This is a genomic window from Aeromonas sp. 3P, assembly GCF_051919745.1.
In the GTDB taxonomy this organism is placed as follows: Bacteria; Pseudomonadota; Gammaproteobacteria; order Enterobacterales; family Aeromonadaceae; genus Aeromonas; species Aeromonas veronii.
On the sequence record NZ_JBQBED010000001.1, the window covers coordinates 3,167,077 to 3,191,951 of the forward strand.

Consider the following 24,875-nt stretch of genomic DNA (forward strand, 5'->3'; position numbering starts at 1 on the left):
GCCCTCCTCAGCTGCTGGCCAGAATGCGTTGCAGGCGTTCGGTCAGCACCTGCTCCAGCATGGCCTGGGTCTTGAACTGGGCCGGATAGTCGATCTGGATCTGCTCACCCTTGAGCTTGTCGATCTCGCCCTGCATGTAGCGGGTGGCGCTGTTGTCGGTGTCGAAATACTGGGTCAGCCAGCGCTGGGCCTTGTCCAGGCTGTCTTCGTAGAGCGCCTGCTGCTCGCGATAGACGGAGAGCTGGGCCTGCAACAGCTTGGTCTTGAGGTTTTCACGCAGGAAGATCTCCTGTTGCGGCGAGAGCAGCGCCTCGACCGCGCCATCGCGGCGACGGATGGTGACGAAGTTCTCGGTGAACTTGACCCAGTTTTTCTTCAGGTTGCTCTCCCACTCGTCGGGATTGGTGCTGACCGCTTGATCCGGCTCGGCCTTGGCTTCCGGCATGCTGACGGTGGAGAGGGGCAGCAGCTCGATCTGGTCGGACAGCGCCGCCAGCTTGAGGGTCAGCCCCTCGCGGTCGATGCGCGGCATCCCCTTGAGCTTGGCGATATCTTCGGCCAGTGCCTTGCGGATCGGCATCAGGCTGGGGTCGTTGAGGGCGGCGATCCGCTCGTCGGCATTGCCGAGCAGGGTGATGGCGGAGACAAGGTCATGCTCCAGCCACAGTTTGCGGCCCCCCATTCGTACCAGATACTCGGATTCGGCCAGCATCCAGTCGTTGGGGCGCTTGTCATTCAGGTCCAGTACCCGGTTCTGCAGACCCTGCATCTCCCCCTGCAGCCGTTGCTGGGTTTGATCCAGCGCGGCCAGCTGCTCGGCATCCTTGCTGCTGGTCTGGTCGATCTTGCTCAGGGCGCTCGCCAGCTGCTGCTTGAGCTGGGCCAGTTCAGCCTGCTGGGCCACGGCATTCTTGTGACCGTGCAGATAGAGACCGCCGGTCAGGCCAAGGGCCAGCAGGATGGCAACCCCTCCCAGTATGGCACCGGAGCGGCTCTTGCTGCCATTGACCGCAGCGGTCGGCTGGGGTTTTACCTGGGATTTGTTGTTCTGTCATTCCATCTTCCTCAGTTCCAGTGCGGCCGTCAGGGCCTGGTTGGATGCACCTTGGGCAATCGTGATATGGATAAAGCCCGCTGCGCTGGCCATCTCGGCCACGCGCGGGCTGGGGACCACCAGCAGGCGGCCAAAAAGCCAGGGCCGCTGGTGGTCGGGAATCAGCTCCAGCAGCCTTTGCAGCAGTTCACCACTGGTAATGAGCAGGCTGTCCAGCCCAGCTGCCTGCCAGTGGCGGGTCAATGTCTCCCCGTCTAGCTCGGGGTAGTGGCGCTCATAGGCCGCACAATAGTGCACCAGAGCACCGCGTGAGGCCAGTGTGCTGGCGATGAGATCCCGCCCGCCATTACCGCGCAGGATCAGTACCCGTTTGCCTGCGACCTGCTGCAGGGCGGGCAGGGCCAGCAGCCCTTCGCTACGCGGGTCATCCGGGCAACTTGCCGTGATGCCGATGGCTGCAAACGCATCTGCGCTGGCCTGACCCACCGCAAAGTACTCAATATGTGGCCAGGTCTGACCAGTTTGCAACAGAAAATCGTGTGCAAAATGAACGGCATGGATGCTGACCGCGATAACGATATCGGCGCTGTGCAACAGGTCGGGCAAGCGGGGGAGTTCACTGCCCGCCACGGTTTCCAGCAGCGGGCAGCAGAGTGGTGCATGGCCGTGCTGGCGCAGCAACTGCACCAGCTCGGCGGCCTGGGCGGCCGGACGCACCACCAGCGGGGTCATGCGCGGTAGACCTCGGCCAGGATCTCGTCGGCACCAGCGGCCAGCAGGCGCTGGGCCAGCTGTTCGCCGAGGGCCTCACCATCGGCCAGCGGGCCGCGGATCTCGTCACGGATTACCTGGCTGCCATCCGGGCTGCCCACCAGACCGCGCAGCCAGATCTGCTCGCCTTCGACCAGTGCGTAGGCACCGATAGGCACCTGACATCCCCCTTGCAGAGCGCGGTTCATGGCTCGCTCGGTCAACACCCTGGCGCGGGTCTCGGCGTGCTCCAGCGGCGCCAGCAGAGCGTGCAGCTCAGTATCGTCGAGGCGGCATTCGATGCCGACAGCCCCCTGACCGTTGGCGGGCAGACTCTGCTCCGGTTCGATAAAGGCGGTGATGCGGTGCGCCATCTCCAGTCGTTTCAGACCGGCGGCGGCGAGGATGATGGCGTCATACTCACCGGCATCCAGCTTGGCGAGGCGGGTGTTGACGTTGCCACGCAGGTCGCGGATCACCAGGTCGGGGCGCGCGGCGCGCAGCTGGCACTGGCGACGCAGGCTGGAGGTGCCGACCACGGCCCCTTGCGGCAGTTCGGCAATGGCCTTGAAACGGTTGGAAACGAAGGCATCACGGGGATCTTCCCGCTCGCAGATGGTGTGCAGGCCGAGCCCCTCGGGGAACTCCACCGGCACGTCTTTCATGGAGTGAACGGCGATATCGGCCCGTCCTTCCAGCATGGCGGTCTCCAGCTCCTTGACGAACAATCCCTTGCCACCGACTTTGGCCAGCGGGGTATCGAGGATCTTGTCACCCTGAGTGCTCATGGGCACCAGTTCGACCTGCAACTGCGGGTGCAGGGCTTCGAGCCGGTCTTTGACAAAGTTGGCCTGCCACAGGGCCAGAGGGCTCTTGCGAGTGGCAATTTTCAGGGTTCGGGCTGCCATATCAATCAGTTGTTTCATTTTTAGAAGGAAATCGATATTACCACCCTTTGCCCGGGCTTTCATGGCGGAGCCGGCAAAAGCGGGGCCAAGCTCAAAAATGCATGCTGAAAATGATTTTCATTAAGCAAGTGGTGTTGATTAATTCATTGAATGTATTGGAATTTAATGATTTCCCCTGATACTTGATGTGGTCATACCAGAAATAATCTGGCGTTTAGCTGAAGGCTTGTTTACCACCGCTGTTTGCATTGTTAACATGATCACACTTTTTTGACGTATCCCCCTTTTGGTGCGTCATTTTCACTTAGGTGATAGGCAGGGCATTGCAGGAACACATCGATACGCTGGTTGCGCGTTATGACGACATTACCCGTCTCAAGACGCAACGGGCGTTAGGCCTCATGAGTCGCTATGGGCAGCAGGTATTCCAACTGCTGCCTGTCATGCTGCACTTCAATCATCCCCTGCTGCCCGGTTATGTCTCCGGTGATGTCCCTCATGGCATCTGGAGCTTCAGTGCCACCGCCGAGCAGCAAGCCTTTATCGATGACCTCTGCCGCAACGCCAACTGCCAGAGTGGTCTGGCAACCCATGATCGAGCCATTCAGGGGCTCTACTCCATGGGCAGCACCTCCTCCATCGGTCAATGCTGTCACTCCGATCTCGATATCTGGGTCTGCCACGTGGCCGGTTTGTCGCAGGAGCGGCTCGATCTGCTGGAGCTGAAGTGCCAGCAACTCTCCAAGTGGGCCGAACAGCGCGGGGTCGATCTCAACTTCTTCCTGATCCCGGAAGACAAGTTCCGCCAGACCAACGATGCCCAGATGCAGGGGGAGAGCTGCGGCAGTGCCCAGCACCTGCTGCTGCTCGACGAGTTCTACCGCAGTGCCATGCGTATCGCGGGCAAACGCTTGATCTGGTATCTGGTGCCCACCGAGTGTGATGATCACTACGATGAGTATGTGAACGAGCTGTTCGAGAGCGGCAAGCTCAAGCAGGATGACTGGCTCGATCTCGGCAGTTTTGACCGTATTCCGGCCGAAGAGTATTTCGGTTCCGCCCTGTGGCAGCTCTACAAGGGGATCGACTCCCCCTACAAGGCGGTGCTCAAGTCGGTGCTGATGGAAGCCTACTCCCACGAGTATCCCAATACCCGCCTGCTGTCGATGATTGGTCGCGACTGGTTCCAGCACAACGAGGGGATGCACTACCGGCTCGACAACTACTGTCTGATGCTGGACAAGGTGACCAACTACCTCAAGTCCATCGGCGACATGGCGCGGCTCGATCTGGTGCGCCGCTGCTTCTACCTCAAGGTGTGCGACGGTCTCAGCCATCCCAAGGATGATCACTCCCCCGAGTGGCGTCGCGAGCTGATGAGCCAGCTGGTTTCCTACTGGGGCTGGAGTCAGGACAAACTCTATCAGCTCGATCATCGCCACGAGTGGAAGATCGAAGAGGTGAAGATCGCCCACGCCGAGCTGCTGGAAGCTTTGATGCAGAGCTACCGCAACCTGATCCAGTTCGCCCGCCGCAACAACATCAGCGAGTCGATCAACCCGGAAGATATCGGCATTCTGTCGCGCAAACTCTACGCCGCGTTCGAGAGCCTGCCGGGCAAGGTGCAGCGCATCAACCTCAAGATCGCGCCGGATCTGAGCGAGCCGGATCTCAGCTTCGTGCAGGTGCCTCACGGTCGCCTCAACCGCGCCGGCTGGTATCTCTACAAGCATTCGCTGGAGCCGGTGGACATCATTGGCCGCGCGCCGCTGGAGTTCAACGGCTACATCAGCAAGCTGGTCTCCTGGGCCTACTTCAACGATCTGCTGACCCCCCAGTCGCGGGTGCACCTGTTCAATCAGGGTTCGGATCTGCACATCGACAATCTGCACCAGTTCTGCCGCGATCTCTCCGGCTGCTTCCCCGAGAAGTACCCGCTGGCCACCAACCTGGCCCTCAGCCGGCCGTGCGAGATCCGTCAGCTCTCCATCTTCCTCAATCTGGAGATGGACCCGACCAGCCATTGGGTCGGTCAGGTGATCGAGTTTGACGCCAATACCGTGGATGTCTTCTCGTTTGGTCGCAATCAGGAGTGTCTGGTCGGCTCGGTGGATCTGGTCTATCGCAACTCCTGGAGCGAGATCCGCACCCTGCACTTCCAGGGGGATGAAGCTGTAGTCGATGCCCTCACCACCATCCTCGGCAAGATGCATCAGGATGCCGCCGCCCCCGAGATGATCGAGGTGTTCTGCTACAGCCAGCACTTCCGCTCTCTGGTGCGCTCCCGCTTCCAGACTCTGGTGGCAGAGTGTATCGACCTGCGCCTTGCCCGCGACAAGCAGCAGTTGGTCAAGACCATGGCCCTTGGCCGCGAGAAGTACGGCATCTTCTTCGAGCGGCGCGGGGTGTCGGTGAAGAAGCTGGAAAACGCCATCGATTTTTACCGTCACATCTCCCACAACAAGCTGGATCACCTGCCGCTGCGGCTCGACAAGACCCACAGCCAACATCTGCCGAGCATCGTCGATGCCTACGCCAGCGAAGGTTTGGTGCAGTTTTTCTTCGATACCCGTGATGCGGGCACCAACATCTATATCCTCGATGAGGCGAACCGGGTGGAGATCTACCAGCACTTTGCCGGCAACAAGGATGAGCTGGTGGCGGGGGTCAACCGCTTCTACACCTCCAATCACGAGCGGTTCAGCGATGATGGGCAGTTCATCAACTTCAACCTGCCCCAGTACTACGAGATAGTACAAGTGAATGGCGAGCTGGATGTGATCCCCTATCGCAGTCAGGGCACTCTGCGCGAACAGGTGCCGCCCGCTCGGGAAGTGGGCTGACCCGCCAGTTGGAATCGTCATAAAAAACGGCCTGCAGATGCAGGCCGTTTGCTTTTGCGGTTGCTCAGGCGCCGAGGCGGGCCAGCAGCCAGTTGCGAATGTCGCCGAGCTGAGGACGGCAGATCTCGTGACGCATCGGGTACTCGTGCCACTCGGGGGCGAGTCCGGCGCTTTCCAGCAGGTTCTTGGCATCCCAACCGAGCGACAGGCTCACCACATCGTCATAGATGCCGTGCATGTAGCAGATGGGCAGGGTGCGAGCGGCCTCGCTCATCTCGCCGAGCAATTTGTCGGGGGCGGCCAGATAGGTGGACATGCAGAGCAGGCCCGCCAGCTGTGCCTGATAGCGCAGCGCGGTGAAGGAGGCAATCACCCCGCCCTGAGAGAAGCCTGCCAGCACGATATGCTCGGGGGCAAACCCGTCGGCCACCAGCTGATCGAGCAATGCGGCAATCTGGTCGGCCGATTCCCGCACATGGGACTCCACGGCACGCTCGGCGGGATCCTCGAAGCTCTTTATGTCGTACCAGCCGCGCATCTTGTAGCCCATGTTGATGGTGATGGGGCGCTCGGGGGCATCCGGTAGCAGGTGACGCACCGGTAGCTCGGCGGGCAGGTCCAGCGCGTCCACCAGCGGGGCGAGACCAGCGCCGGAATCACCCAGCCCGTGTAGCCAGATCACCGCATGACGGGCGCCCTGCGGGTGCTGGTCAATCATGGGAACACCACCTCTTCACCCGCCTGGGCGGTGCAGGATTGGCTCAGCAGCGCCTTGAGCTCGTGGCCGAAGCGGTTGTCGATCCAGGTGTCACCCTGCAGTTCGAAGTGGAAGCCGTTCTCGCGGGTGGCGACCCAAATCTGGTGCAGCGGCTCCTGCTTGTTGATGATGACCTTGGTCTTGTTCTCGAAAGAGAGGGTCAATACGCCGCCGTTGCGTTCGCAGTCGATATCCGGATACCCCTCGTCGAGAGTGTCTTCCACATATTGGAAAAAGGCGTCGGTCAGGGCGTGATACTCGTGATCCTTCATCGGTTTATCCTGTTGCTTTTAACAATGTGAGTGCGATTATAGAGGGCCAAAAATTTTTTCGCAGCGAACCATTATGATCACCCAGTTCACCAAGTGTCTGCTTGCCACTCTTCTGTCCCTCGGGTTGGCCGCGTGCGGTCTGAAGGGGCCGCTCTATATGCCGCCCCCCGAGCAGCCACAGAGCCAGAGTACACCGCAAGCAGCACCGCCTGCGACCACTGAGGCTGCCACCGAGGCCGCGCCGCACTAATGCCGCACCCATTCTAGGAAGGAACCGCCCCCTTGGATCACTTTAACTACGACGCCGACGGCCAGCTTCAGGCCGAGCAAACCTCGCTGCAACAGCTTGCCGAGCAGTACGGTACCCCGCTTTACGTCTACTCCCGTGCGACCCTAGAGCGCCACTGGCACGCCTTCGACAAGGCCGCTGGCGATATTCCCCATCTAATCTGCTATGCGGTGAAGGCCAACTCCAACCTGGCGTTGCTCAACCTGCTGGCCCGACTGGGCTCGGGGTTTGACATCGTCTCCGGTGGCGAGCTGTCGCGGGTACTGGCGGCGGGCGGTGATCCGGCCAAGGTGGTCTTCTCCGGCGTGGCCAAGAGCGAAGCGGAGATGCGCCTTGCGCTGGATAAAGAGATCCTCTGTTTCAATCTGGAGTCGGAAGCAGAGCTGGAGCGTCTCAATCGGGTGGCGGGCAGCATGGGCAAAAAGGCTCGCGTCTCGGTGCGGGTCAATCCGGATATCGATGCCGGTACCCACCCCTATATCTCCACCGGCCTCAAGCAGAACAAGTTCGGCATTCCCATCGAGCTGGCGCCAGCCATCTATCGCAAGGCGGCCGCGATGGCGAACATCGAGATCGTCGGGGTGGATTGCCATATCGGCTCGCAACTCACTGAATTGAATCCCTTTATGGAGGCGGCTGACAAGCTGCTGCGGCTGATCGACGGTCTGGCGGCGGAAGGCATTCATATCCATCATCTGGACGTGGGGGGTGGCCTTGGGGTCAACTATGGTTCCGAGCAGCCACCCCATCCGACCGAGTATGCCGAAGCGCTCAAGCAGAAGCTGGCGGGCCGGGATCTGACCCTGCTGTTCGAGCCGGGCCGCGCCATCGTCGCCAATGCCGGCGTGCTGCTGACCCGGGTTGAGTATCTGAAACCGGGCGAGACCCGCAACTTCGCGCTGATCGATGCCGGCATGAACGACATGCTGCGTCCTTCGCTCTACGGCGCCTGGATGAACATCATCGAGGTGGATAGCCGTGCCGGTCATGCTCCCGCGCTCTATGACGTGGTGGGCCCGGTGTGCGAGACCGGCGACTTCCTCGGCAAGGAGCGCACCCTGGCCATTGCCGAGGGCTCCCTGCTGGCGGTGCGTTCGGCCGGAGCCTACGGCTTTACCATGTCATCCAACTACAACACCCGTCCCCGTGCCGCCGAAGTGCTGGTGGATGGTGCCGAGGCGCACCTGATCCGCGAGCGTGAGCAGTTGGCCGATCTCTGGCGCGGTGAGCACCTGCTGCCCTGATGCAGTAGATAGAGATGACAGAATTTTACAGCCCTGACAGCACAGGAGTGCGCGATGTGTACAGATTGTTCCAGGATGCTTGGGGCTGTGGCCAATGACTTCATAGTGGTTGATGGTGAGTATTTACAGCCCTAACAGCACAGGAATGCACGATGTTGACAGATTGTTCCAAGATGCATGGGGCTTTGGACAACGACTTCATGGTGTTTAGCGACCCTTGGTTCGGTGAATTTTTACAGCCCTAACAGCACAGGAATGCACGATGTTGATAGATTTTTCCAAGATGCATGGCTTGGGCAACGACTTCATGGTGGTGGATGGCGTCACCCAGAAGGTATTTTTCAGCAATGACGTCATCAAGAAGCTGGCAGATCGCCACTTCGGGATCGGCTTTGACCAGCTGCTGCTGGTGGAGCCGCCCTATGACCCTGAACTCGACTTTCACTATCGCATTTTCAATGCCGATGGCAGCGAGGTGGAGCAGTGCGGCAACGGTGCCCGCTGTTTTGCCCGTTTCGTGCGTCTCAAGGGGCTGATCAATCGGGATCGCATCGCGGTCAGTACCGCCCGGGGTCGCATCGTGTTGCAGCTGGAGGGGGAGAATCAGGTCACGGTCAACATGGGTGTTCCCCAGTTTGAGCCGGGCAAGATCCCGTTCCGGGCCCAGAAGGCAGAGAAAACCTATCTGTTGCGGGCGCAGGAGCATACCGTGATGTGTGGCGTGGTCTCCATGGGCAATCCCCACTGCGTCATCGAAGTGCCTTCGGTCGCCGATGCGCCGGTCGAGACGCTCGGTGCCATCATGGAGCGCCACGAGCGTTTTCCCGAGCGGGTCAACGTCGGCTTCATGGAGATGGTCAATGCTACCGAGATCAAACTGCGTGTATTCGAGCGGGGCTGTGGCGAGACCCTGGCCTGCGGCACCGGTGCCTGTGCGGCGGCGGTGATTGGCATCAGTCAGGGCAAGCTCAAGGAGCGGGTCACCGTCAGCCTGCCGGGCGGCAAGCTGACCATCGCCTGGAAGGGGCCGGGCCAGCCGGTCTATATGACAGGCCCCGCCGAGCATGTGTTTGACGGCCAGATAGAGGTTTAGCCGATAAAGGTTCAGGTACGGGGGGCGTTGGCCCCCTTTGCCCATGATGTCGGGGCAGCGAGCCCCATTTCTCTGATGGATCAACCAATTTATGAGCGAACTCAAACGGCAGGAGCAATCGGTGGATGAAGCCACTGTGCTGGAGTACCTGGCCCGTTATCCCGAGTTTTTCCAACGCCATGCCGCCGTGCTGGACCGGATCCGCATTCCCCATGAACGCAAAGGGTCGGTCTCGCTGGTCGAGCGCCAGCTGGAGCGTCAGCGCGAGCGGATCGAACAGCTGGAGCAGGAGATCACCGAATTGATGGGGATCGCCAGCGAGAACGAACGGATCTTCCGGGTCTATGCCGATCTCTACGGCGAGCTGTACGGTTGCCAGACCCTGTTCGAAGTGAGTGCCGTGATGGGCAAGGCCTTTGTCCAGCGGCTGCGCCTGACCGGGTTGCGGCTCTGGCTCAACCCCAAGAAGTTTGCCCTGAGCGGGCCCGAGCAGCGCTTTCTGGCACAGGGCAAGCAGCTCGAATCCCTGCTGGGTCAGCGTCTGCCGGGGCAGGATTACTACTTTGGCCGCCTGAGCCAGAGCGAGAAGCAGGCGCTGTTTGGCCACGATGTGCTGGTCAACTCGGTGGCCCTGATGCGGCTCGGCGATCTCGGTGTGCTGGCCTTCGCCAGCTCGGATCCCGGCCACTTTACTCCCCACAACGATACCCTGCTGCTGGGCCAACTGGGGCGCCTGCTGCAACTGCGTCTGCCCGAGTTGACTCATGGCTAGAACACCGGCCAGGGCGCCCGCCAAAGCTCCCGTCGTCACACCGCCACTGCCCGCGGCACTGGCGGACGAGCTGGCAGCCTTTATCGAATACCTGAGGGTCGAGCGTCAGCTCAGCCCTCATACCCGCAATAACTATCAAGCCCATCTGGAGGCGATGACCGCCGAGCTGGTAGCCCTCGGGCTCACTGACTGGGGTCGGCTCGAGGCAAGCCAGGTGCGCACTCTGGTGACCCGGATGCACAAGGCGGGCCTTGCTCCACGTTCCCTGTCCACCAAGGTCTCTGCCCTGCGCAGCTTTTGCGACTGGCAGGTGCGGCAGGGGCGGCTGACCGCCAATCCGGCCCGTGGCATCGTCACCCCCAAACAGGGGCGACCGCTGCCGAAAAACCTCGATGTGGACGAGATGCACCAACTGCTCAACATCACCGACGAGCAGGATCCGCTGGCGGTGCGGGATCGCGCCATTATGGAGCTGATGTACTCTTCAGGGCTGCGTCTGGCCGAGCTGGTGGGGATCAATCTGGTGGATCTGAAGCTCGACGACCGTCAGCTCAAGGTGACTGGCAAGGGCTCGCGGGAGCGGGTGCTGCCCATCGGCCGGATGGCGGTCGAGTGGTTGCAGAAGTGGCTCAAGGTGCGCCCGCTGCTGGCCGGGGACGAGAGCGAGGCGCTGTTTGTCTCCAGCCGCAAGCAGCGGCTGTCGGCCCGTTCGGTGCAAGCCCGCCTCGATGGCTGGGGCAATAAGCAAGCGCTCAACGCCCACGTCCATCCCCACAAGCTGCGCCACAGCTTCGCCACCCATATGCTGGAGTCCTCCGGCGATCTGCGGGCAGTGCAGGAGCTGCTGGGCCATGCCGACCTCTCTACCACCCAGATCTATACCCACCTCGACTTCCAGCATCTGGCCAAGGTTTACGACAGCGCCCACCCCAGGGCCAAGCGTGACCCGGATGCGCAGGACGATGAATAACGGGCCATGAGCCCCCGTTGCAGAGGAGAGTCCATGCACTTCTATCGCCGCTGGCAGCCGGTTGCTGCCATCTCGTTTGACCTCGATGACACCCTCTATGACAACGGCCCTGCCATCGTGCGTGCCGAGCAGTGGATGCTGAGCCATCTACGCAGCGAATATCTGGCCACCGCCATGCTCGACAAGCCACGCTGGCTGGAGTTAAAACGCGCCGTGTTGCTGGCCAACCCCGAGCTGCGCCACGATGTCAGCCTGGCGCGCCAGCAGACCATCCGTACCGCGATGGTCGAGGGGGGGATGGCCGACCAGCAGGCCAGTCGTGAGGCGGAGCAGGTGTTTGCTGCGTTTCTGGCTGAGCGCTCGAAGATCGAGGTGAGCGAGTCCACTCATCAGCTGCTGGCCAGATTGGCCGAACGCTACCCGCTGGTGGTCATCACCAACGGCAATCTGGATCTGGCGCAGGCAGGGCTGGATCGCTACTTCACGCTGGTCTGCAAGGCGGGGGCGGGCGCCAGAATGAAACCGGCACCGGATATGTTTGAGCAGACCCGCAGCGCCCTCAAGCTGCCAGCGGAGCGGATCCTCCATGTGGGGGATCATCCCGAGACCGATGTGCTGGGTGCCCGCTTGCATGGCTTTCGCGCCGCCTGGCTCAACGAACGGCAGCAACCGTGGCAACAGCTGCAACTGTTGCCGGACGTGGAGCTGACTGCACTGGAGGAGCTGGCCGAGCTGCTGCTCTGATGGCGCTGGCGGGTGGCCCGGCTCAGGCGGTAATGGCTGTCAGCGAATAGCGATATATGGCAAGGGATTACGACCGCTATTTTCGGCAAATCAGCCCGAGCAGGGTGTAGCGGTCGCGCTGGTTGACGCGGCAGTAGCTGATGCCGACGGGTAACGCCTGCTGCAGGGTGATGGCGCTGTTCTGATAGCGGCAGACCAGATAGAGCGGGCGCAGGCTGCTATCGAGCTGGCTCCAGTAGTGGATCTCGTCGCTGTCGCCATTATCCGGTTTGAGTTGGGCCAGTTCGGCAGGATCTCCGTCGAACAGGGCCAGCTTATCGAGCCGGTGGCTGAGGGCTTCGTCCGGTTTGCCATCGTCATTGCGGGTGAACGCCTGCCAGCCCTGCTGCGGGGTCAGCAGCTGCTGGCGAGTCTCGATGGTGGTGGGACAATCAAATTGCAGGCTGGCGGCAAGGGCCAGGGTGGTCAGTAACATGGCTGCGGTTCTCTCTTCATGTCCTCAATACGATGCCATGCTACGTCATCTTCCGCCGAACAGCTTCATCAGTTTATCAAGCAGATCAAGCTGTTGTGGTGGTTGCTTCATGGCTTCCGCCTCCCGCTCCAGCAGCGCCCGCTGCTCCTGCTGGCGGTCGCTCAGCACCCGGTAGAGGGGCTCGACCAGCGCCTCGCGCTGCATCACCAACTCCTGAAACATTGCCTGATTGATGCGATAGGTTTCGACGGTGGCCACCGCCCGTACCGTGAAGGAGCTGGGCTCGCCGGTGAGCAGGCTCAGTTCGCCAAAGAAGTCTCCCGCGTTGAGCGTACCAAGCTTCAGCTCTCGCCCTTCGACATTGACCACCATCTCGGCTTCCCCTTTGACCAGCACGAACAGCCAGCTGGAGACATCTCCCTGCTCCAGCATGATGTCGCCGCTGACGAAGGGGGCGAACTTCACCTGATCGGCCAGCTGGAGCAGCTCGTTCTCCTGCAACATGGCAAACAGCGGCAGCTTGCGCAGGGTATCGGTTCGTTCGGCGGTGTGGCGCTTGTGGCGGGCATCCAGATGCTGCTTCTCCTTGGCCATAAAGACGTTGAAGATCGGCGGGGTGAGGCGGCGATCGTTACGGCGCAGGGCTGCATCGATCAGGCTGCGCACCATGGAGTCGGTCGGATCGTCGCGAGCCAGGTCAGTGAGCCAGTAGCGCACCGCATAGCGGGCGATGCCCCCCTCGACATTCATCAGCAGGCAGTCCGGTTGCGGATGCTTGGCAACGCAGGGGAGCTTGGTCTCCCGCAGGGATTTCTCGATCAGCGCGATGATCTGGGTCGGCAAGGTATCCAGGGTCAGATCGAACCAGACCCAGCGCCGCCACTGTAAGGGTTCGCCACGGCGGCGCCCGAGCACGGTGAAGCGCTGTTTGAGCAGGTGGCTGTTGGGGATGACGACTGTCTCCCAGTTGCGGGTCTCGATGGTGGTGGCGCGCCAGTTGATCTCCACCACCCGGCCCTGGGTGGTGTCGACTTGCAGCCAGTCACCGATGGCGATGGAGTTGTCGAGCTGAATGGAGACCCCGGCCAGCAGGTTGCCCAGGGTGTCCTGCATGGCGAAGGCGATGACCGCAGTGATCACCGCCGAGGTGGTGACTATCTCCCCGAGCGCCATGCCTGAAGCGTAGAGGCGAAACAGACCCCAGCCGATATAGCCGATGGTGATGACGATATCGGCGATGATCCGCGGGATCCGAACATGGCAGAGGGGGAGCAGAAATTCGAACAGCAGGATCCCCCATATCTTGACCAGTATCAGGCCAGCCAGCAGGGTGGAGATCTCGATCAGCAATTGATGGGGCAGCGGTAGTTTGAACCAGCCCCCCTCCAGCTGGATCAGCAGGATCACCACCGCGCTTATCATCACGAAACTGAGCTCGGAGAGCAGCTCCCGTCGCTGTCCCGGACGGCGCCAGAAGTGGATCAGCATCAGGGAGAGGGTGAGCAGAGTCCAGAACGGGTGTTCGCCAATCCAGATCAGCGTCGGTAGCGCGGTGAGGTTTTCGCCAGCCATAGCAGCACCTTATTGTGGTTTTATTTCCAGCATAGCTGCTGCGGCGCGGGGAAATGGTGCGTTGGGGCGGCAATTTATTTATCCTGTGCAGAACCGGGCAAAGGAGTGCGATTGAGTGAAATTTTCAAAGAAAATCATCTGTTTGATGGCCCTGTTGCCATTGGCTGGCTGCGACCTGCTGGCCGAGAAGTATCGGGTCGAATTCCGGGATGGCTCCTGGCGTGAAATAGCCATTACCCCCTTCTCCAGCGAGGCGCGCTGGCGCGAGGGGTGTGCCACCGGCGAGGTGCTGAGCGACATGAAGGTGCCCATCAAGCGGGGTGATACGGTCAATGGCCGCGAGCAGTTGCTGATCGGCGGCGAGAAGTTCGAGCTGGATGACAACAACCTCTACCGCAGCAACGGCATGGTGTTTGGCCATTCGCCTGACCATATCCAGCGCGGGCTCAAAGGGATGGATATCTGCCGTACGCTGCGCCCCGAGCGGGGTGGACTGCCCAAGCTCAAGGCGCGCGGGTTTGGCGACTGAATCGATGAGGGATTACCTCGCTGCCATCAATGCACAGCGTTGGCGGCAGGCATCGCCAAAGGCTTGAAAGATCTTGATGGAGTGGGGGTTTTCATTGGCTTTCCACTCCGGATGCCACTGCACTGCCAGCAAAAAGGGTGACAGTGCGGGAGCATGAAGTGCCTCTATCAGCCCATCTTCGGCGTGGGCCAACGGCTTCAGACCCTTCCCCAACCGGTTGATGCCCTGCCCATGCAGGGAGTTGACCGGAATCTGTTCTTCCCCCATCAGTTCGGCAAACCAGCTGCCGGGCAGCAGTTTGATCTGATGGCTCGGCCCATACTGCTCGTCGACCGGATCGTCGGCATCCTCCCGGTGATCGTCATAACCCGGCTCGTTATAGACCTTCTGATGGATGTCTCCCCCCAGCGCCACATTGATCTCCTGCATGCCGCGGCAGATACCGAGGATCGGCAAGCCACGGGCGAGCGCTCCCTTGATGAGGGGCAGATCGAACAGGTCGCGATCCCTGTCCTGCTGTTTCTCCGGGGTGAGGTTCTCCTGACCGTAGAGGGCTGGATCGATATTGGAACCGGCTCCGCTCAGATAGACCCCATCGGCGAGATCCAGATACTGCTCCAGATCGGTGGTGCCGCAGCAGGTGGGCACCAGCAGCGGGACGCAGCCGCTTATCTCCACCAGCGGCATGATGTATTTGTGGGTCATCACCTGATAGGCGTGGCCGTTGCGGGGCTGGGCGCCCATGGTCATCAGTACGACAGGTTTACGGGGAGCGGGAGGCAGGGGATTTGGCATAGGGCACCTTGATTATCCTTGGCGTTGAAGTCTCATCCTTCGCCTTGGGCAGGCCCTTGCAAACCGTCAGGGCAAGGGCATGCCTCAAGGCATGGTCATGGGATCCCGCGTCGGGCCGGGTGGCAGAATCGTTGGTCAGCCTGGGCAGCGACAGCCTGGATCCTCTCTTCAGTCTGCCAAGGCTGTTCAATATGTCAAACAAAATGATACCAAATTGTTAATGTGTCTGTTTTGGTCTGCTCTGAAGCGGCGATTTAACGGGGTTGTTGAGATGGGCCGTTATGGCTGGGGTAGCAAAGTGGTGGATATATTAAACGCGCAGGGATGTGGAGAGGAAAAGGCATCAATAGAAGCACGCCTCCCCGAGGGGAGGCGTGTTTCGGGGATCACAGCAGGTCTTCGATCTCGCCGCGCAGATACTGGTACATCTCGCGGTAGGCGACCGGCGGCTTGTTTAGCTCCCGCTCCTTGTTGGCGGAACGGATCAGCTGGCGCAGCTTCTGGCGATCCAGCTCGTGGAACTGGGACATCAGCTCGTTGAGGGCGCTGTCACCTTCGGTGATCAGGCGCTCGCGCCACTGCTCCAGCCGATGCAGGCGGGCATTCACGGTGGAGTGACGGTTCTTGATGATGGAGAGCGCTTCGGCAATCGGCTCGATATCGCGGCTGCGCATCAGGCGGCCGATGAACTGCAGATGGCGACGGAAGGACTCATCCTTCTTCGGCTTGAGTTTGCGACCCAGCTCGACAGCTTCTGCAAGCTCTTCATCCAACGGGATTTTTTCCAGCTCGCTGTGGCTGAGGGAGACGATCTCTTCCCCCATTTTCTGCAATGCTTCGGCATCGCGCTTGAGCTGGCTCTTGCTGGGGCCCCAGTCTTCGAACTCGTTGTCGTCTTGATATTGACTCATCGGTCTCTTGATTCCTGTCATTCACGTTTGGCAGATATGTTACCAGCTTCTCCCGCTGGGCGCAGGGGTCTGATATGCTTACCCCCCTTTCCTTCTTTCATACAGATGTGAGTTATGGATCAGCAAGACCAAATCCGCCAGGATCAAGCCCATCTCGAGGCCGTGGTTGCCGAAGCCCTGGAGATAGCCAAAGGACTGGGCGCCTCGCTGGCCGAAGTCTCCATCAGCAAGCAGACCGGGTTGTCGGTGAACACCCGGGGTTGTGAACTGGAAAGCATTGAATTCAATAAGGATGGCGCCCTCGGCATCGCTGTCTATCGCGATGGTTGCAAGGGATCTTCCTCGACCACCGATCTGAGCAAACCCGCCATTCGTGCCGCCGTTGAAGCGGCCATCGAGATTGCCCGCCACACCTCGGCCGATGATTGCGCCGGTCTGGCGGACGCCGAGCTGCTGGCTTGGGATGCCCCCGACCTGCAACTGTGCCACCAAATCGAACTGGATCCCCAGCGCGGGATCGAGCTGGCTATCGAGTGCGAACGGCTGGCGCTTGGTCGCGATGCCCGCATCAAGCACTCCGACGGCGCCGGTTTCTCCAGCCATCTAGGCATCAAGGTCTATGGCAACAGCCACGGCTTCGTCAAAGGTTATGCGGCGTCGCGCAACTCCCTGAGCTGTGTGCTGATCGGCGAGCAGGATGGCGACATGCAACGGGATTACGGCTACTCCTCCAGCCGTACCCTCGACGGGCTCTGGAGCCCGCAGCGCATTGCCGACGAGGCTGTGGAGCGTACCGTCTCCCGCCTCGGTGCCCGCAAGATCTCTACCCGTCACGCGCCTGTGCTGTTCCACCCTGACACAGCCTCCGGTCTGTGGGGCCATCTGGTGATGGCCATCAGCGGTGGCAACCTCTATCGCAAGTCGAGCTTCCTGCTCGACAAATTGGGCAAGCAGATCCTGCCCGAGTGGCTCACCATTCAGGAGTTCCCCCACCTGCTGGGCGGGCTTGCCAGTACCCCGTTCGATGGGGAAGGGGTGCGCACGCGAGATATGGACATAGTGCGCAATGGCGAGCTGATGAGCTGGCTGCTTACCTCCTACTCCGCTCGCAAGCTGGGGTTGACCACCACGGGTCACGCCGGTGGCATCCACAACTGGCAGGTTTCCAATACCGGCCAGGATTTTCAGGGCATGCTGAAAGAGATGGGCACCGGTCTGCTGGTGACCGAGTTGATGGGGCAGGGGGTCAATATCGTCAATGGTGACTACTCCCGCGGTGCTGCCGGTTTCTGGGTCGAGAATGGCGAGATAGCCTATCCGGTCGAGGAGATCACCATCGCCGGCAATCTGGCCGAGATGTTCAGCCATATCGTGGCGGTAGGTCGTGACGAGGATGAGCGATCCAGTCTCAAGACCGGCTCGGTGCTGGTAGAGAATATGAAGCTGGCGGGTCACTGATCCCGGTTTCAACAGAACCGAAACCATGAAAAAGGCCCCCTCGCCAACGCGAGGGGGCCTTTTTATCGGCCAGCGATCAGGGGGCTATCAGCCCTTGATGCGCTCGATGCGGCCACCCAGACCCTGCAGCTTCTGCTCGATGTCTTCGTAGCCACGGTCGATGTGATAGATACGGTCGACGATGGTGGAACCTTCGGCCACGAAGCCGGCCAGTACCAGACTGGCGGAGGCGCGCAGATCGGTCGCCATCACCTGGGCACCCTTGAGTTGCTCGGTGTCACGGCAGATGGCCACATTGCCCTGCAGTTCGATGTCTGCGCCCATCCGTACCAGTTCGGGAACGTGCATGAAGCGGTTCTCGAAGATGGTCTCGGTGACCATGCCGGTGCCTTTGGCGACGGCGTTCAGCACAGTGAACTGTGCCTGCATGTCGGTCGGGAATGCAGGGTAGGGGGCAGTCTTGATGGTAACCGGCTTGAGCGTGCGGCCAGTCATGTCGAGGGTTATCCAGTCTTCACCCTTCTCAATCAGGGCGCCAGCCTCTTCCAGCTTGACCAGTACCGCTTCCAGCAGAGTCGGGTCGGTCTTGCGGCAGGTGATCTTGCCGCCGGTGACCGCTGCACCCACCAGGAAGGTACCGGTTTCGATGCGATCAGGCTGCACGCTGTAGTTGCCGCCGTGCAGACGCTCGACACCGTCGATGGTCAGGGTGTCGGTGCCCGCCCCCTGGATCTTGGCACCCAGGGTATTGAGGAAGTTGGCCAGATCGACCACTTCCGGCTCGCGCGCGGCGTTTTCGATCACAGTGCGGCCATCAGCCAGGGTGGCGGCCATCATCAGGTTTTCGGTACCGGTCACGGAGACCATATCCATCAGGATGTGAGCGCCTTTCAGGCGACCATCGACACGGGCCTTGATGTAACCATCTTCGATGGTGATCTTGGCGCCCATCAGCTCCAGGCCGTGGACGTGCAGGTTGACCGGACGGGCTCCGATGGCGCAACCGCCTGGCAGGGAGACATCAGCGGCGCCGAAACGGGCGGCCAGCGGGCCCAGCGCCAGAATGGAGGCGCGCATGGTCTTCACCAGCTCGTAGGGAGCGACGTGGTTGTTCACCGCACCGGTCAGCACGGTGACGTTGCCGTTGACCTTGGTGGTCGCGCCCAGCATCTCCAGCAGCTTGATGGTGGTGCCCACATCTTTCAGGCGCGGCACGTTGGAGAGGTGTACCTCTTCATCACAGAGCAGGGTCGCGAACAGGATCGGCAGCGCGGCGTTTTTGGCGCCGGAGATGGTCACTTCGCCGTTGAGAGTACAACGACCATCGATTTTGAATTTGTCCATTTTTACTTCGTTACCAAATCAGGAGGGCAATAGGAATTTACGTTCGCGTTTCCACTCGGCGTCGGTGAACGCCTTGATGGAGAGGGCGTGAATGGCGTTGCTGGCGATCTTGTCCATCAGCGGGGCATAGATGGCCTGCTGCTTCTTGACCCGGCTCATGCCGTCAAACATGTCACCGACGGCGATCACTTGGTAGTGACTACCGTCCCCTTTGACATGGACTTCGGACAATGGCAGAGCCTCAAGGAGTATCGCTTCAATTTCAGAGACTTGCATTATGCGTCCTCAGTTGTGAGCGGGGTTGACTGAAACAGCCCGGCCACCCCGTAGAGGTTGGCCAGGGTATAGAAATCACTGGAGGCGCCCACCAGTTGCGGTGTGGCGCCTCGCGCTAATACGGCTTTGGCCCATTTGACCAGCAGGGCCAGTCCGGCAGAGTCGAGGGTGGTGACGCAGCCGAGCTCAAGCTGGTCGTCCTGCCACCATTCGGCGCGGCGTTGCCACAGGTCATTGACCTGTGGCGCCTGCAGCTCACCGCTGAGAGTCATGGTTTCAACACCAGCGGCTTGGCGTTGTGTTCGCGCAACTGGGCGATCACCGCATCGATGCCGTTCTGGCGGATCAAACCGCCGAGCTCGCTCTGTTTGGCGGAGAGCAGGCTGATCCCCTCGGCTACCATGTCAAAGGCTTTCCACTCGCCGGTCTTGTTGTTCTTGCGCAGCTTGAACTCGAGGAAGATGTCCGGCTTGCCGGCCTCTTTCACGCTGACGTTGACGGCGGTGATGTTGCCGCTGGGAGCTTTGCCCGGCTCGACCTTGACGGTCTGCTTGTCAAAATGGGCCAGCGCATCGGCGTAGGAGCTCACCATGTACTCGGTGAACACCTCGACGAAGGCATTGCGCTGCGCTTCGGTAGTCTCTTTAATCTGGTTGCCAAGCACCTTGTAGGCGGCGAAGCGGTTGTCCACATAGGGCAGCAGCTCTTCGCGGATGATCACCCGCAGGTGATCCGGATTGCTCTTCACCTGGGCCTGATCGGCTTTCAGGCGGGCAAAGGTCTGCTTGGCAGCCTGATCCACCAGCGCGTTGGGGTCGGTGGCATCGACTGCGGCCTGGGCAGACAGGGAAAAGAGCATGCTGGTCATCAGGCCCAGCAGCAGGGCGATTTTCTTGAACATGGTTACTCCTTCTTGCTGTCTGACTTGCTGTCGGAGGATTGGCTGTAAAGGAACTTGCCAATCAGATCTTCCAGCACGATGGCGGATTTGGTGTCTTCAATCAGGTCGCCATCCTTGAGCATCTCGGTGCCCATCTCCTCATCGCTGAAGCCGGGGGCCAGACCGATGTACTGCTCGCCGAGCAGACCGGAGGTGAGGATGGAGAGGGAACTGGTATCGGCGAACTCGCCAGCGCTCTTTTGCATCATCAGGGTGACTTCGGGCACCTGGGTTTTCGGGTCCAGTACGATGTCGCTGACCCGACCGACCACCACGCCGCCGACCTTGACCGGCGACCGGACTTTCAGGCCGCCGATATTATCGAAATGCGCGCGCAGGGTATAGGTTTCTCCTTCCGGTTTGAAGCTCAAACCGGCCACTTGCAGGGCCAGTGCCAGAATGGCACCGATGCCAGCCAGCATGAAGGTGCCGACCAGGAATTCTACTTTGCTGAACTTCATCTTTACCTTATCCAAACATGACTGCAGTGAGTATAAAATCCAGGCCGAGCACGGCGAGGGATGAGTGGACCACGGTTCGGGTCGTGGCCTGACTGATCCCGGCCGAGGTCGGCTTGGCATCATAGCCGTTAAAGAGCGCAATCCAGGTGACCACCAGGGCGAAAATCAGGCTCTTGATGGCGCCCTGCATGATGTCTTCATGCCAGTCGACGGAGGCCTGCATGGCAGACCAGAAGCCCCCTTCGTCCACGCCGAGCCAGTCCACACCAACCAGCTTGCCGCCGAAGATGCCGATCAGGCTGAACATAAAGGCCAGCAGCGGCATGCTGATGACGCCAGCCCAGAAGCGGGGGGCAACCACCCGGCGCAGTGGGTCGACCGCCATCATCTCTAGGCTTGAAAGTTGCTCGGTGGCCTTCATCAGGCCGATTTCAGCGGTCAGGGCCGAACCGGCACGGCCGGCAAACAGCAGCGCCGTGACCACAGGACCCAGCTCCCGCAGCAGGGAGAGGGAGACCAGCGGCCCCAGGCTCTGCTCGGCGCCGAAATCCTTCAATACGTTGTAACCCTGCAGCGAGAGCACCATGCCGATGAACAGGCCGGAGACCAGAATGATGGCCACCGACTGTACGCCCACCACATACAACTGCTGGACAAGCAGCGGGAAGTGCTTGCGCGGTTCGGGTTTGCCCGCCAGCGCATGGAACAACATGATAGTGGCGCGACCGACGGAGCTGATAAACCGCACTCCGACCCGCCCCAGCTTGCTTATTTGACTTATCAACATCAGAGATCCTGTAGCAGATCGCCTGCCGGAAAATGAAACGGAACAGGACCATCGGGCAATCCTTTGAGGAACTGCTCGACTTCGGGATTGTGCTCCTCGCGCAGCTGATCCGGCGTGCCGTGCGCCACCACCTTGCGATTGGCAATGATGTAGGCGTAATCGGCGATGCTCAGCACCTCTTTCACATCGTGGGTGACGATGACTGAGGTGATACCGAGGGCATCGTTCAGCTCCTTGATCAGCTTGACCAGCACCGCCATGGTGATGGGATCCTGCCCGACAAACGGCTCGTCATACATGATGAGGTCAGGATCGAGCGCAATTGCCCGTGCCAGCGCCGCCCGGCGCGCCATGCCGCCGGAGAGCTCGGAGGGCATCAGTTTCGCTGCGCCGCGCAAGCCCACCGCCTGCAGCTTCATCATGACGATGGTGTGGATCAGCTCCTCCGGCAGGCCGGAGTGCTCCCGTAGCGGGAAGGCCACGTTGTCGTAGACCGTCATGCCGGTAAACAGGGCGCCGCTCTGGAACAGCATGCTCATCCGCTTGCGCACTTCATAGAGGCGCGAACGGGAGAGGGTGGGGATATCTTCCCCGTCAAACAGAATGTGACCGGACTCCGGCTTGAGCTGGCCACCGATCAGCCGCAGCAGGGTGGTTTTACCGATGCCGCTCGGGCCCATGACGGCGGTTACCTTGCCACGAGGAATGGTCAGGTTGATCCCGTCATACAACAGCCGATCTCCGTGACTGAAGGTCAGATCGGAGATGGTGATCAGGTCATTGTTCAAACAATTGTCCATCCGGTGTAAATGAGGTGCGAATTTTATGGGGTAGTCTAGGTCTAAGCAACAGCAAGGAACAACTATTGAACAGGCTGCAAGCCCATTTGCACGACAGTTTTCTGTAACAAAGTGCGTCATCGAGAGCGGGACTTGCCATCCGATTCGCTTATCCGGGCAGACTTTTTTATAATCCCGCAGCTAATTTCGGCCCGGAGCTGTGTCTTTATGTCTGTAAAGCCTGAGAAAGTGTCTGAACTGTTCGATTTTCGTCGCAGTGCCCGCGCGGTGCTGGACACAGAAAAGCAAGCCATTGATGGACTCTATCAGTATCTGAACGACGCCTTCGACAAGGCGTGCGAGATGGTGCTGCGCTGCGGTGGCAAGATAGTGGTCACCGGCATGGGCAAATCGGGCCATATCGGCAGCAAGATCGCCGCCACCCTCGCCAGCACCGGCACCCCGGCCTTCTTCCTTCACCCGGGAGAAGCGAGTCACGGCGATCTGGGGATGATCTCCAGTGGCGACCTTATTATCGCCATCTCCAACTCCGGCGAGAGTGACGAAATCCTGGCACTGCTGCCGGTACTCAAGCGCCGCGGCATTCCGCTCATCTGCATGACTGGCAATCCCGCCTCCACCATGGCCAAAGAGGCCAACGTGCATCTGTGCATCAAGGTGGAGAAAGAGGCCTGCCCGCTGGGTCTGGCACCCACTTCCAGCACCACGGCAACCTTAGTCATGGGCGATGCCCTGGCGGTCGCCCTGCTGGAAGCACGCGGTTTTACCGCCGATGACTTCGCCCTCTCTCACCCGGGCGGTTCCCTTGGCAAGCGTCTGTTGCTGCGGGTCGGCGACCTGATGCACTGCGGTGAGCTGTTGCCCCGGGTGGGGATAGATGCCACCATCAGCCAGGCGCTGCTGGAAGTGAGCCGCAAAGGGCTTGGTATGACGGCTGTGGTCGATGGCAATGGCCTGCTGGCTGGGCTCTTTACCGATGGCGACCTGCGCCGCATTCTCGACCAGCAGATCGATATCCATCACACCCCCATCAGCCGTGTGATGACGGCCAACTGTGTTACCGTAGGCCCAGAGATGATGGCTGCAGAAGCCGTCAAGCTGATGGAAACGAGAAAAATCAACGGATTACTGGTGGTGGATGGTGACAAGCGCCCGCTCGGCGCCTTCAACATGCACGACCTGCTGAAAGCCGGAGTAATTTGATGCAAAACGTACCGACCCTCTATGGTCCGGTGACGCGCAGCCAGTTTGAGAAGGCGGCGCAAATCCGCCTGCTGGTGTGCGATGTGGACGGGGTGCTCTCCAACGGCCTCATCTACATGGGAAACAACGGCGAAGAGCTGAAAACCTTCTGCACCCGCGATGGTGCGGGCATGCGAGCGCTGCTCAATGCCGGGATCGAGATCGCCATCATCACTGGGCGCAACTCCCGTATCGTCAGCGATCGGATGAAAAGCCTGGGTGTGGCTCATGTGGTGCAGGGGGCTGATAAAAAGCTGCCTCACTTCGAAGCGCTGCTGGCCAAGCTGGGGCTGACTGCTGAGCAGGCCGCCTATATGGGCGATGACACCATCGATCTGCCGGTGATGGACGCTTGCGGCCTGGGTATCGCGGTGGCCGATGCCCATCCGCTGGTGCTGAGCCGTGCCGATATGGTGACCCGGCTTGGCGGTGGCATGGGGGCGGTGCGCGAGGTGTGTGACCTCATTTTGCAGGCGCAGGGCCATGACGATTATCAGCCCGAGGCCTCGGTATGAGCAGACAGACCCTGTTGTTTGCCGTGCTGTTTCTGGTCGCGCTGGTTGCCTGGCAGTTGGGCAAGGTTGAGCTGGTGCCGGAAAGTGCCGTCATAATCGAAAACTATCAGCCGGATTTTGTCGCCAAAGATCTGGTGACCACCCGTTTTGATATCAATGGCAAGCGCACCGAGCGGCTGGAGTCGACCTACGCCGAGTATTATCAAATCCTCGAGCAGGCCACCTTCGACAAGCCGGTGGTCTACATGTATGACGATCAGGGTGCCGCCGAGTGGAAGGTGACCGCCGAAACCGGCGTGCTCAACACCGGCGACAACGTCATCCTGCGGGACAAGGTGCATCTGGATGGTCTGCTACCTACCTCTTTCATCTCCACACTGGATACATCCTATCTGGAGCTGGATCTGGTGACACAGGATGTGCGCAGCAACCGGGAAGTGAACATTCTGGGTCGGGATTTCCAGACCCAAGGGGTTGGCCTCAAGGGCCATCTGGACCGCAAATATTTTGAGTTACTGGATCAAGGCCATGCCATCTATTTCAATGAAAAACGCTAATCTGGCCCTCGCAGCCCTATTGTTGTGTGGTGCGGTGACCGCCAAAGAGTCCGACTTTGCCGAGAAGGTCTACGTCGATGCCGTCAAACAGGTGGCCGAGATGCAGGACAACCGCATCACCTTCGAAGAGGATGTGACCATCAATCAGGGCACCATCCGAATCAAGGCTGACAAGGTGGTAGTGACCCGTTCCGGCGAGAAAGGGGCCGAGGTGATGACTGCCTACGGTAAGCCCGCCACCTTCTTCCAGATCCTGGATAACGGCAAGCCGGTCAATGCCCACGGCAATACCATCCGCTACGAGCTGAAGAACCGGCTGGTGACCATCACCGGCAACGGTCAGCTCAAGCAGGAAGATAGCCAGGTCAATGGCGATCTGATCCGCTACGACATCGTCAAACAGAAGATGATTGCCGAGAGCAAGAGCCCGAGCCAGCGGGTCAAAACCGTGTTCCTGCCGGATCAGGTAGAGAATTTCGACAAGCCCGCCGACCAGAAGAAGCAGGGAAAATAAGCC

The 24,875-nt window shown here is 60.3% G+C and carries 28 protein-coding genes and 1 pseudogene; 13 read left to right on the forward strand and 16 right to left on the reverse strand.

What is annotated here, in order from left to right; all coding sequences use genetic code 11:
* Positions 1-7 precede the first annotated feature (7 nt).
* The 3 genes and pseudogenes from ACTG19_RS14610 to hemC form a co-directional block, all read right to left on the reverse strand.
* Positions 8-1,055, reverse strand: a pseudogene (locus ACTG19_RS14610) (uroporphyrinogen-III C-methyltransferase).
* Positions 1,052-1,786 carry a uroporphyrinogen-III synthase gene (locus tag ACTG19_RS14615; RefSeq protein WP_113740245.1) on the reverse strand — a complete coding sequence of 245 codons (735 nt, stop codon included), beginning with the start codon at positions 1,784-1,786 and terminating at the stop codon, positions 1,052-1,054. Before ACTG19_RS14615 ends, ACTG19_RS14610 begins: the two are co-directional and overlap by 4 nt.
* On the reverse strand, positions 1,783-2,712 hold the full coding sequence (hemC, locus tag ACTG19_RS14620) for a hydroxymethylbilane synthase (protein ID WP_136501663.1): 930 nt from the start codon (positions 2,710-2,712) through the stop codon (positions 1,783-1,785). Before hemC ends, ACTG19_RS14615 begins: the two co-directional genes overlap by 4 nt.
* 323 nt (positions 2,713-3,035) lie before the next feature.
* On the opposite strand from hemC, the gene ACTG19_RS14625 reads away from it, so the two are divergent.
* Entirely contained in the window at positions 3,036-5,555 is a 2,520-nt protein-coding gene (locus tag ACTG19_RS14625; protein WP_439989208.1) for a class I adenylate cyclase, read from the forward strand.
* A 64-nt stretch (positions 5,556-5,619) separates the two neighbouring features.
* Here ACTG19_RS14625 and ACTG19_RS14630 read toward each other — a convergent pair whose 3' ends face one another.
* Positions 5,620-6,273, reverse strand: coding sequence for an alpha/beta hydrolase (locus ACTG19_RS14630; protein WP_439989209.1), 654 nt, complete (start codon positions 6,271-6,273; stop codon positions 5,620-5,622).
* Positions 6,270-6,584, reverse strand: a complete 315-nt coding sequence (gene cyaY, locus ACTG19_RS14635) for an iron donor protein CyaY (protein WP_069554181.1) — start codon at positions 6,582-6,584, stop codon at positions 6,270-6,272. The genes ACTG19_RS14630 and cyaY overlap by 4 nt, the downstream gene beginning before the upstream one ends.
* 73 nt (positions 6,585-6,657) lie before the next feature.
* On the opposite strand from cyaY, the gene lptM reads away from it, so the two are divergent.
* The 6 genes from lptM (at position 6,658) to ACTG19_RS14665 (ending at position 11,696) form a co-directional block, all read left to right on the forward strand.
* Positions 6,658-6,834: an LPS translocon maturation chaperone LptM gene (gene lptM, locus ACTG19_RS14640; protein ID WP_019444858.1), complete on the forward strand. Its 177-nt coding sequence runs from the start codon at positions 6,658-6,660 to the stop codon at positions 6,832-6,834.
* Between the two features lie 32 nt (positions 6,835-6,866).
* The gene (lysA, locus tag ACTG19_RS14645) at positions 6,867-8,117 is read left to right on the forward strand and encodes a diaminopimelate decarboxylase (RefSeq protein WP_064335261.1); all 1,251 of its coding nucleotides are present in this window, start codon (positions 6,867-6,869) and stop codon (positions 8,115-8,117) included.
* Between the two features lie 262 nt (positions 8,118-8,379).
* Positions 8,380-9,210 carry a diaminopimelate epimerase gene (gene dapF / locus ACTG19_RS14650; RefSeq protein WP_005336371.1) on the forward strand — a complete coding sequence of 277 codons (831 nt, stop codon included), beginning with the start codon at positions 8,380-8,382 and terminating at the stop codon, positions 9,208-9,210.
* Positions 9,211-9,301: 91 nt separating this feature from the next.
* Positions 9,302-9,982 carry a DUF484 family protein gene (locus tag ACTG19_RS14655; RefSeq protein ID WP_005336370.1) on the forward strand — a complete coding sequence of 227 codons (681 nt, stop codon included), beginning with the start codon at positions 9,302-9,304 and terminating at the stop codon, positions 9,980-9,982.
* Positions 9,975-10,952 (forward strand): tyrosine recombinase XerC, encoded by a 978-nt coding sequence (gene xerC / locus ACTG19_RS14660; RefSeq protein ID WP_227341541.1) that lies wholly within the window; start codon positions 9,975-9,977, stop codon positions 10,950-10,952. The genes ACTG19_RS14655 and xerC overlap by 8 nt, the downstream gene beginning before the upstream one ends.
* A gap of 33 nt (positions 10,953-10,985) precedes the next feature.
* Positions 10,986-11,696 (forward strand): HAD-IA family hydrolase, encoded by a 711-nt coding sequence (locus ACTG19_RS14665; protein WP_128834400.1) that lies wholly within the window; start codon positions 10,986-10,988, stop codon positions 11,694-11,696.
* Positions 11,697-11,772: 76 nt separating this feature from the next.
* Here ACTG19_RS14665 and ACTG19_RS14670 read toward each other — a convergent pair whose 3' ends face one another.
* Entirely contained in the window at positions 11,773-12,171 is a 399-nt protein-coding gene (locus tag ACTG19_RS14670; protein WP_439989210.1) for an STY0301 family protein, read from the reverse strand.
* A gap of 45 nt (positions 12,172-12,216) precedes the next feature.
* Positions 12,217-13,743, reverse strand: coding sequence for a cyclic nucleotide-binding domain-containing protein (locus ACTG19_RS14675; protein WP_005356684.1), 1,527 nt, complete (start codon positions 13,741-13,743; stop codon positions 12,217-12,219).
* A 145-nt stretch (positions 13,744-13,888) separates the two neighbouring features.
* Between ACTG19_RS14675 and ACTG19_RS14680 the strand changes: the two genes are divergently transcribed.
* Positions 13,889-14,272, forward strand: a complete 384-nt coding sequence (locus ACTG19_RS14680; RefSeq protein WP_040069030.1) for a hypothetical protein — start codon at positions 13,889-13,891, stop codon at positions 14,270-14,272.
* Positions 14,273-14,284: 12 nt separating this feature from the next.
* Here ACTG19_RS14680 and ACTG19_RS14685 read toward each other — a convergent pair whose 3' ends face one another.
* Together ACTG19_RS14685 and yjgA are read right to left on the reverse strand one after the other, a co-directional pair.
* Complete coding sequence (locus ACTG19_RS14685) at positions 14,285-15,067, reverse strand: gamma-glutamyl-gamma-aminobutyrate hydrolase family protein (protein ID WP_042053482.1); 783 nt, start codon at positions 15,065-15,067, stop codon at positions 14,285-14,287.
* A 386-nt stretch (positions 15,068-15,453) separates the two neighbouring features.
* Positions 15,454-15,978, reverse strand: a complete 525-nt coding sequence (yjgA, locus tag ACTG19_RS14690; protein WP_005336359.1) for a ribosome biogenesis factor YjgA — start codon at positions 15,976-15,978, stop codon at positions 15,454-15,456.
* A gap of 114 nt (positions 15,979-16,092) precedes the next feature.
* On the opposite strand from yjgA, the gene pmbA reads away from it, so the two are divergent.
* Positions 16,093-17,436, forward strand: coding sequence for a metalloprotease PmbA (pmbA, locus tag ACTG19_RS14695; RefSeq protein WP_058057516.1), 1,344 nt, complete (start codon positions 16,093-16,095; stop codon positions 17,434-17,436).
* An 87-nt stretch (positions 17,437-17,523) separates the two neighbouring features.
* Here the strand turns inward: pmbA and murA are convergent, their stop codons facing one another.
* Genes murA through mlaF form a run of 7 tightly spaced genes read right to left on the reverse strand, consistent with a single transcriptional unit; the run spans position 17,524 to position 22,044 of the window.
* Positions 17,524-18,780 carry a UDP-N-acetylglucosamine 1-carboxyvinyltransferase gene (murA, locus tag ACTG19_RS14700; RefSeq protein WP_005336355.1) on the reverse strand — a complete coding sequence of 419 codons (1,257 nt, stop codon included), beginning with the start codon at positions 18,778-18,780 and terminating at the stop codon, positions 17,524-17,526.
* A gap of 18 nt (positions 18,781-18,798) precedes the next feature.
* A complete protein-coding gene (gene ibaG / locus ACTG19_RS14705) occupies positions 18,799-19,056 on the reverse strand; it encodes a BolA family iron metabolism protein IbaG (protein ID WP_005306001.1) in 258 nt (85 codons plus the stop codon).
* Positions 19,056-19,328, reverse strand: a complete 273-nt coding sequence (locus tag ACTG19_RS14710) for an STAS domain-containing protein (RefSeq protein ID WP_439989211.1) — start codon at positions 19,326-19,328, stop codon at positions 19,056-19,058. The genes ibaG and ACTG19_RS14710 overlap by 1 nt, the downstream gene beginning before the upstream one ends.
* Positions 19,325-19,957 carry an MlaC/ttg2D family ABC transporter substrate-binding protein gene (locus tag ACTG19_RS14715; RefSeq protein ID WP_005336350.1) on the reverse strand — a complete coding sequence of 211 codons (633 nt, stop codon included), beginning with the start codon at positions 19,955-19,957 and terminating at the stop codon, positions 19,325-19,327. The genes ACTG19_RS14710 and ACTG19_RS14715 overlap by 4 nt, the downstream gene beginning before the upstream one ends.
* A 2-nt stretch (positions 19,958-19,959) precedes the next feature.
* Positions 19,960-20,457 (reverse strand): outer membrane lipid asymmetry maintenance protein MlaD, encoded by a 498-nt coding sequence (mlaD, locus tag ACTG19_RS14720; protein WP_005336348.1) that lies wholly within the window; start codon positions 20,455-20,457, stop codon positions 19,960-19,962.
* Between the two features lie 7 nt (positions 20,458-20,464).
* Positions 20,465-21,244: a lipid asymmetry maintenance ABC transporter permease subunit MlaE gene (mlaE, locus tag ACTG19_RS14725; RefSeq protein ID WP_005336345.1), complete on the reverse strand. Its 780-nt coding sequence runs from the start codon at positions 21,242-21,244 to the stop codon at positions 20,465-20,467.
* Positions 21,244-22,044: a phospholipid ABC transporter ATP-binding protein MlaF gene (gene mlaF / locus ACTG19_RS14730; RefSeq protein WP_005336343.1), complete on the reverse strand. Its 801-nt coding sequence runs from the start codon at positions 22,042-22,044 to the stop codon at positions 21,244-21,246. The genes mlaE and mlaF overlap by 1 nt, the downstream gene beginning before the upstream one ends.
* Positions 22,045-22,251: 207 nt before the next feature.
* On the opposite strand from mlaF, the gene ACTG19_RS14735 reads away from it, so the two are divergent.
* Genes ACTG19_RS14735 through lptA form a run of 4 tightly spaced genes read left to right on the forward strand, consistent with a single transcriptional unit; the run spans position 22,252 to position 24,872 of the window.
* On the forward strand, positions 22,252-23,247 hold the full coding sequence (locus tag ACTG19_RS14735; RefSeq protein ID WP_113740249.1) for a KpsF/GutQ family sugar-phosphate isomerase: 996 nt from the start codon (positions 22,252-22,254) through the stop codon (positions 23,245-23,247).
* On the forward strand, positions 23,247-23,801 hold the full coding sequence (gene kdsC, locus ACTG19_RS14740) for a 3-deoxy-manno-octulosonate-8-phosphatase KdsC (RefSeq protein WP_113740250.1): 555 nt from the start codon (positions 23,247-23,249) through the stop codon (positions 23,799-23,801). Before ACTG19_RS14735 ends, kdsC begins: the two co-directional genes overlap by 1 nt.
* Positions 23,798-24,358 (forward strand): LPS export ABC transporter periplasmic protein LptC, encoded by a 561-nt coding sequence (gene lptC / locus ACTG19_RS14745; protein WP_113740251.1) that lies wholly within the window; start codon positions 23,798-23,800, stop codon positions 24,356-24,358. Before kdsC ends, lptC begins: the two co-directional genes overlap by 4 nt.
* Complete coding sequence (gene lptA / locus ACTG19_RS14750; RefSeq protein ID WP_040068817.1) at positions 24,345-24,872, forward strand: lipopolysaccharide transport periplasmic protein LptA; 528 nt, start codon at positions 24,345-24,347, stop codon at positions 24,870-24,872. The genes lptC and lptA overlap by 14 nt, the downstream gene beginning before the upstream one ends.
* The last annotated feature ends 3 nt before the right edge of the window (positions 24,873-24,875 follow it).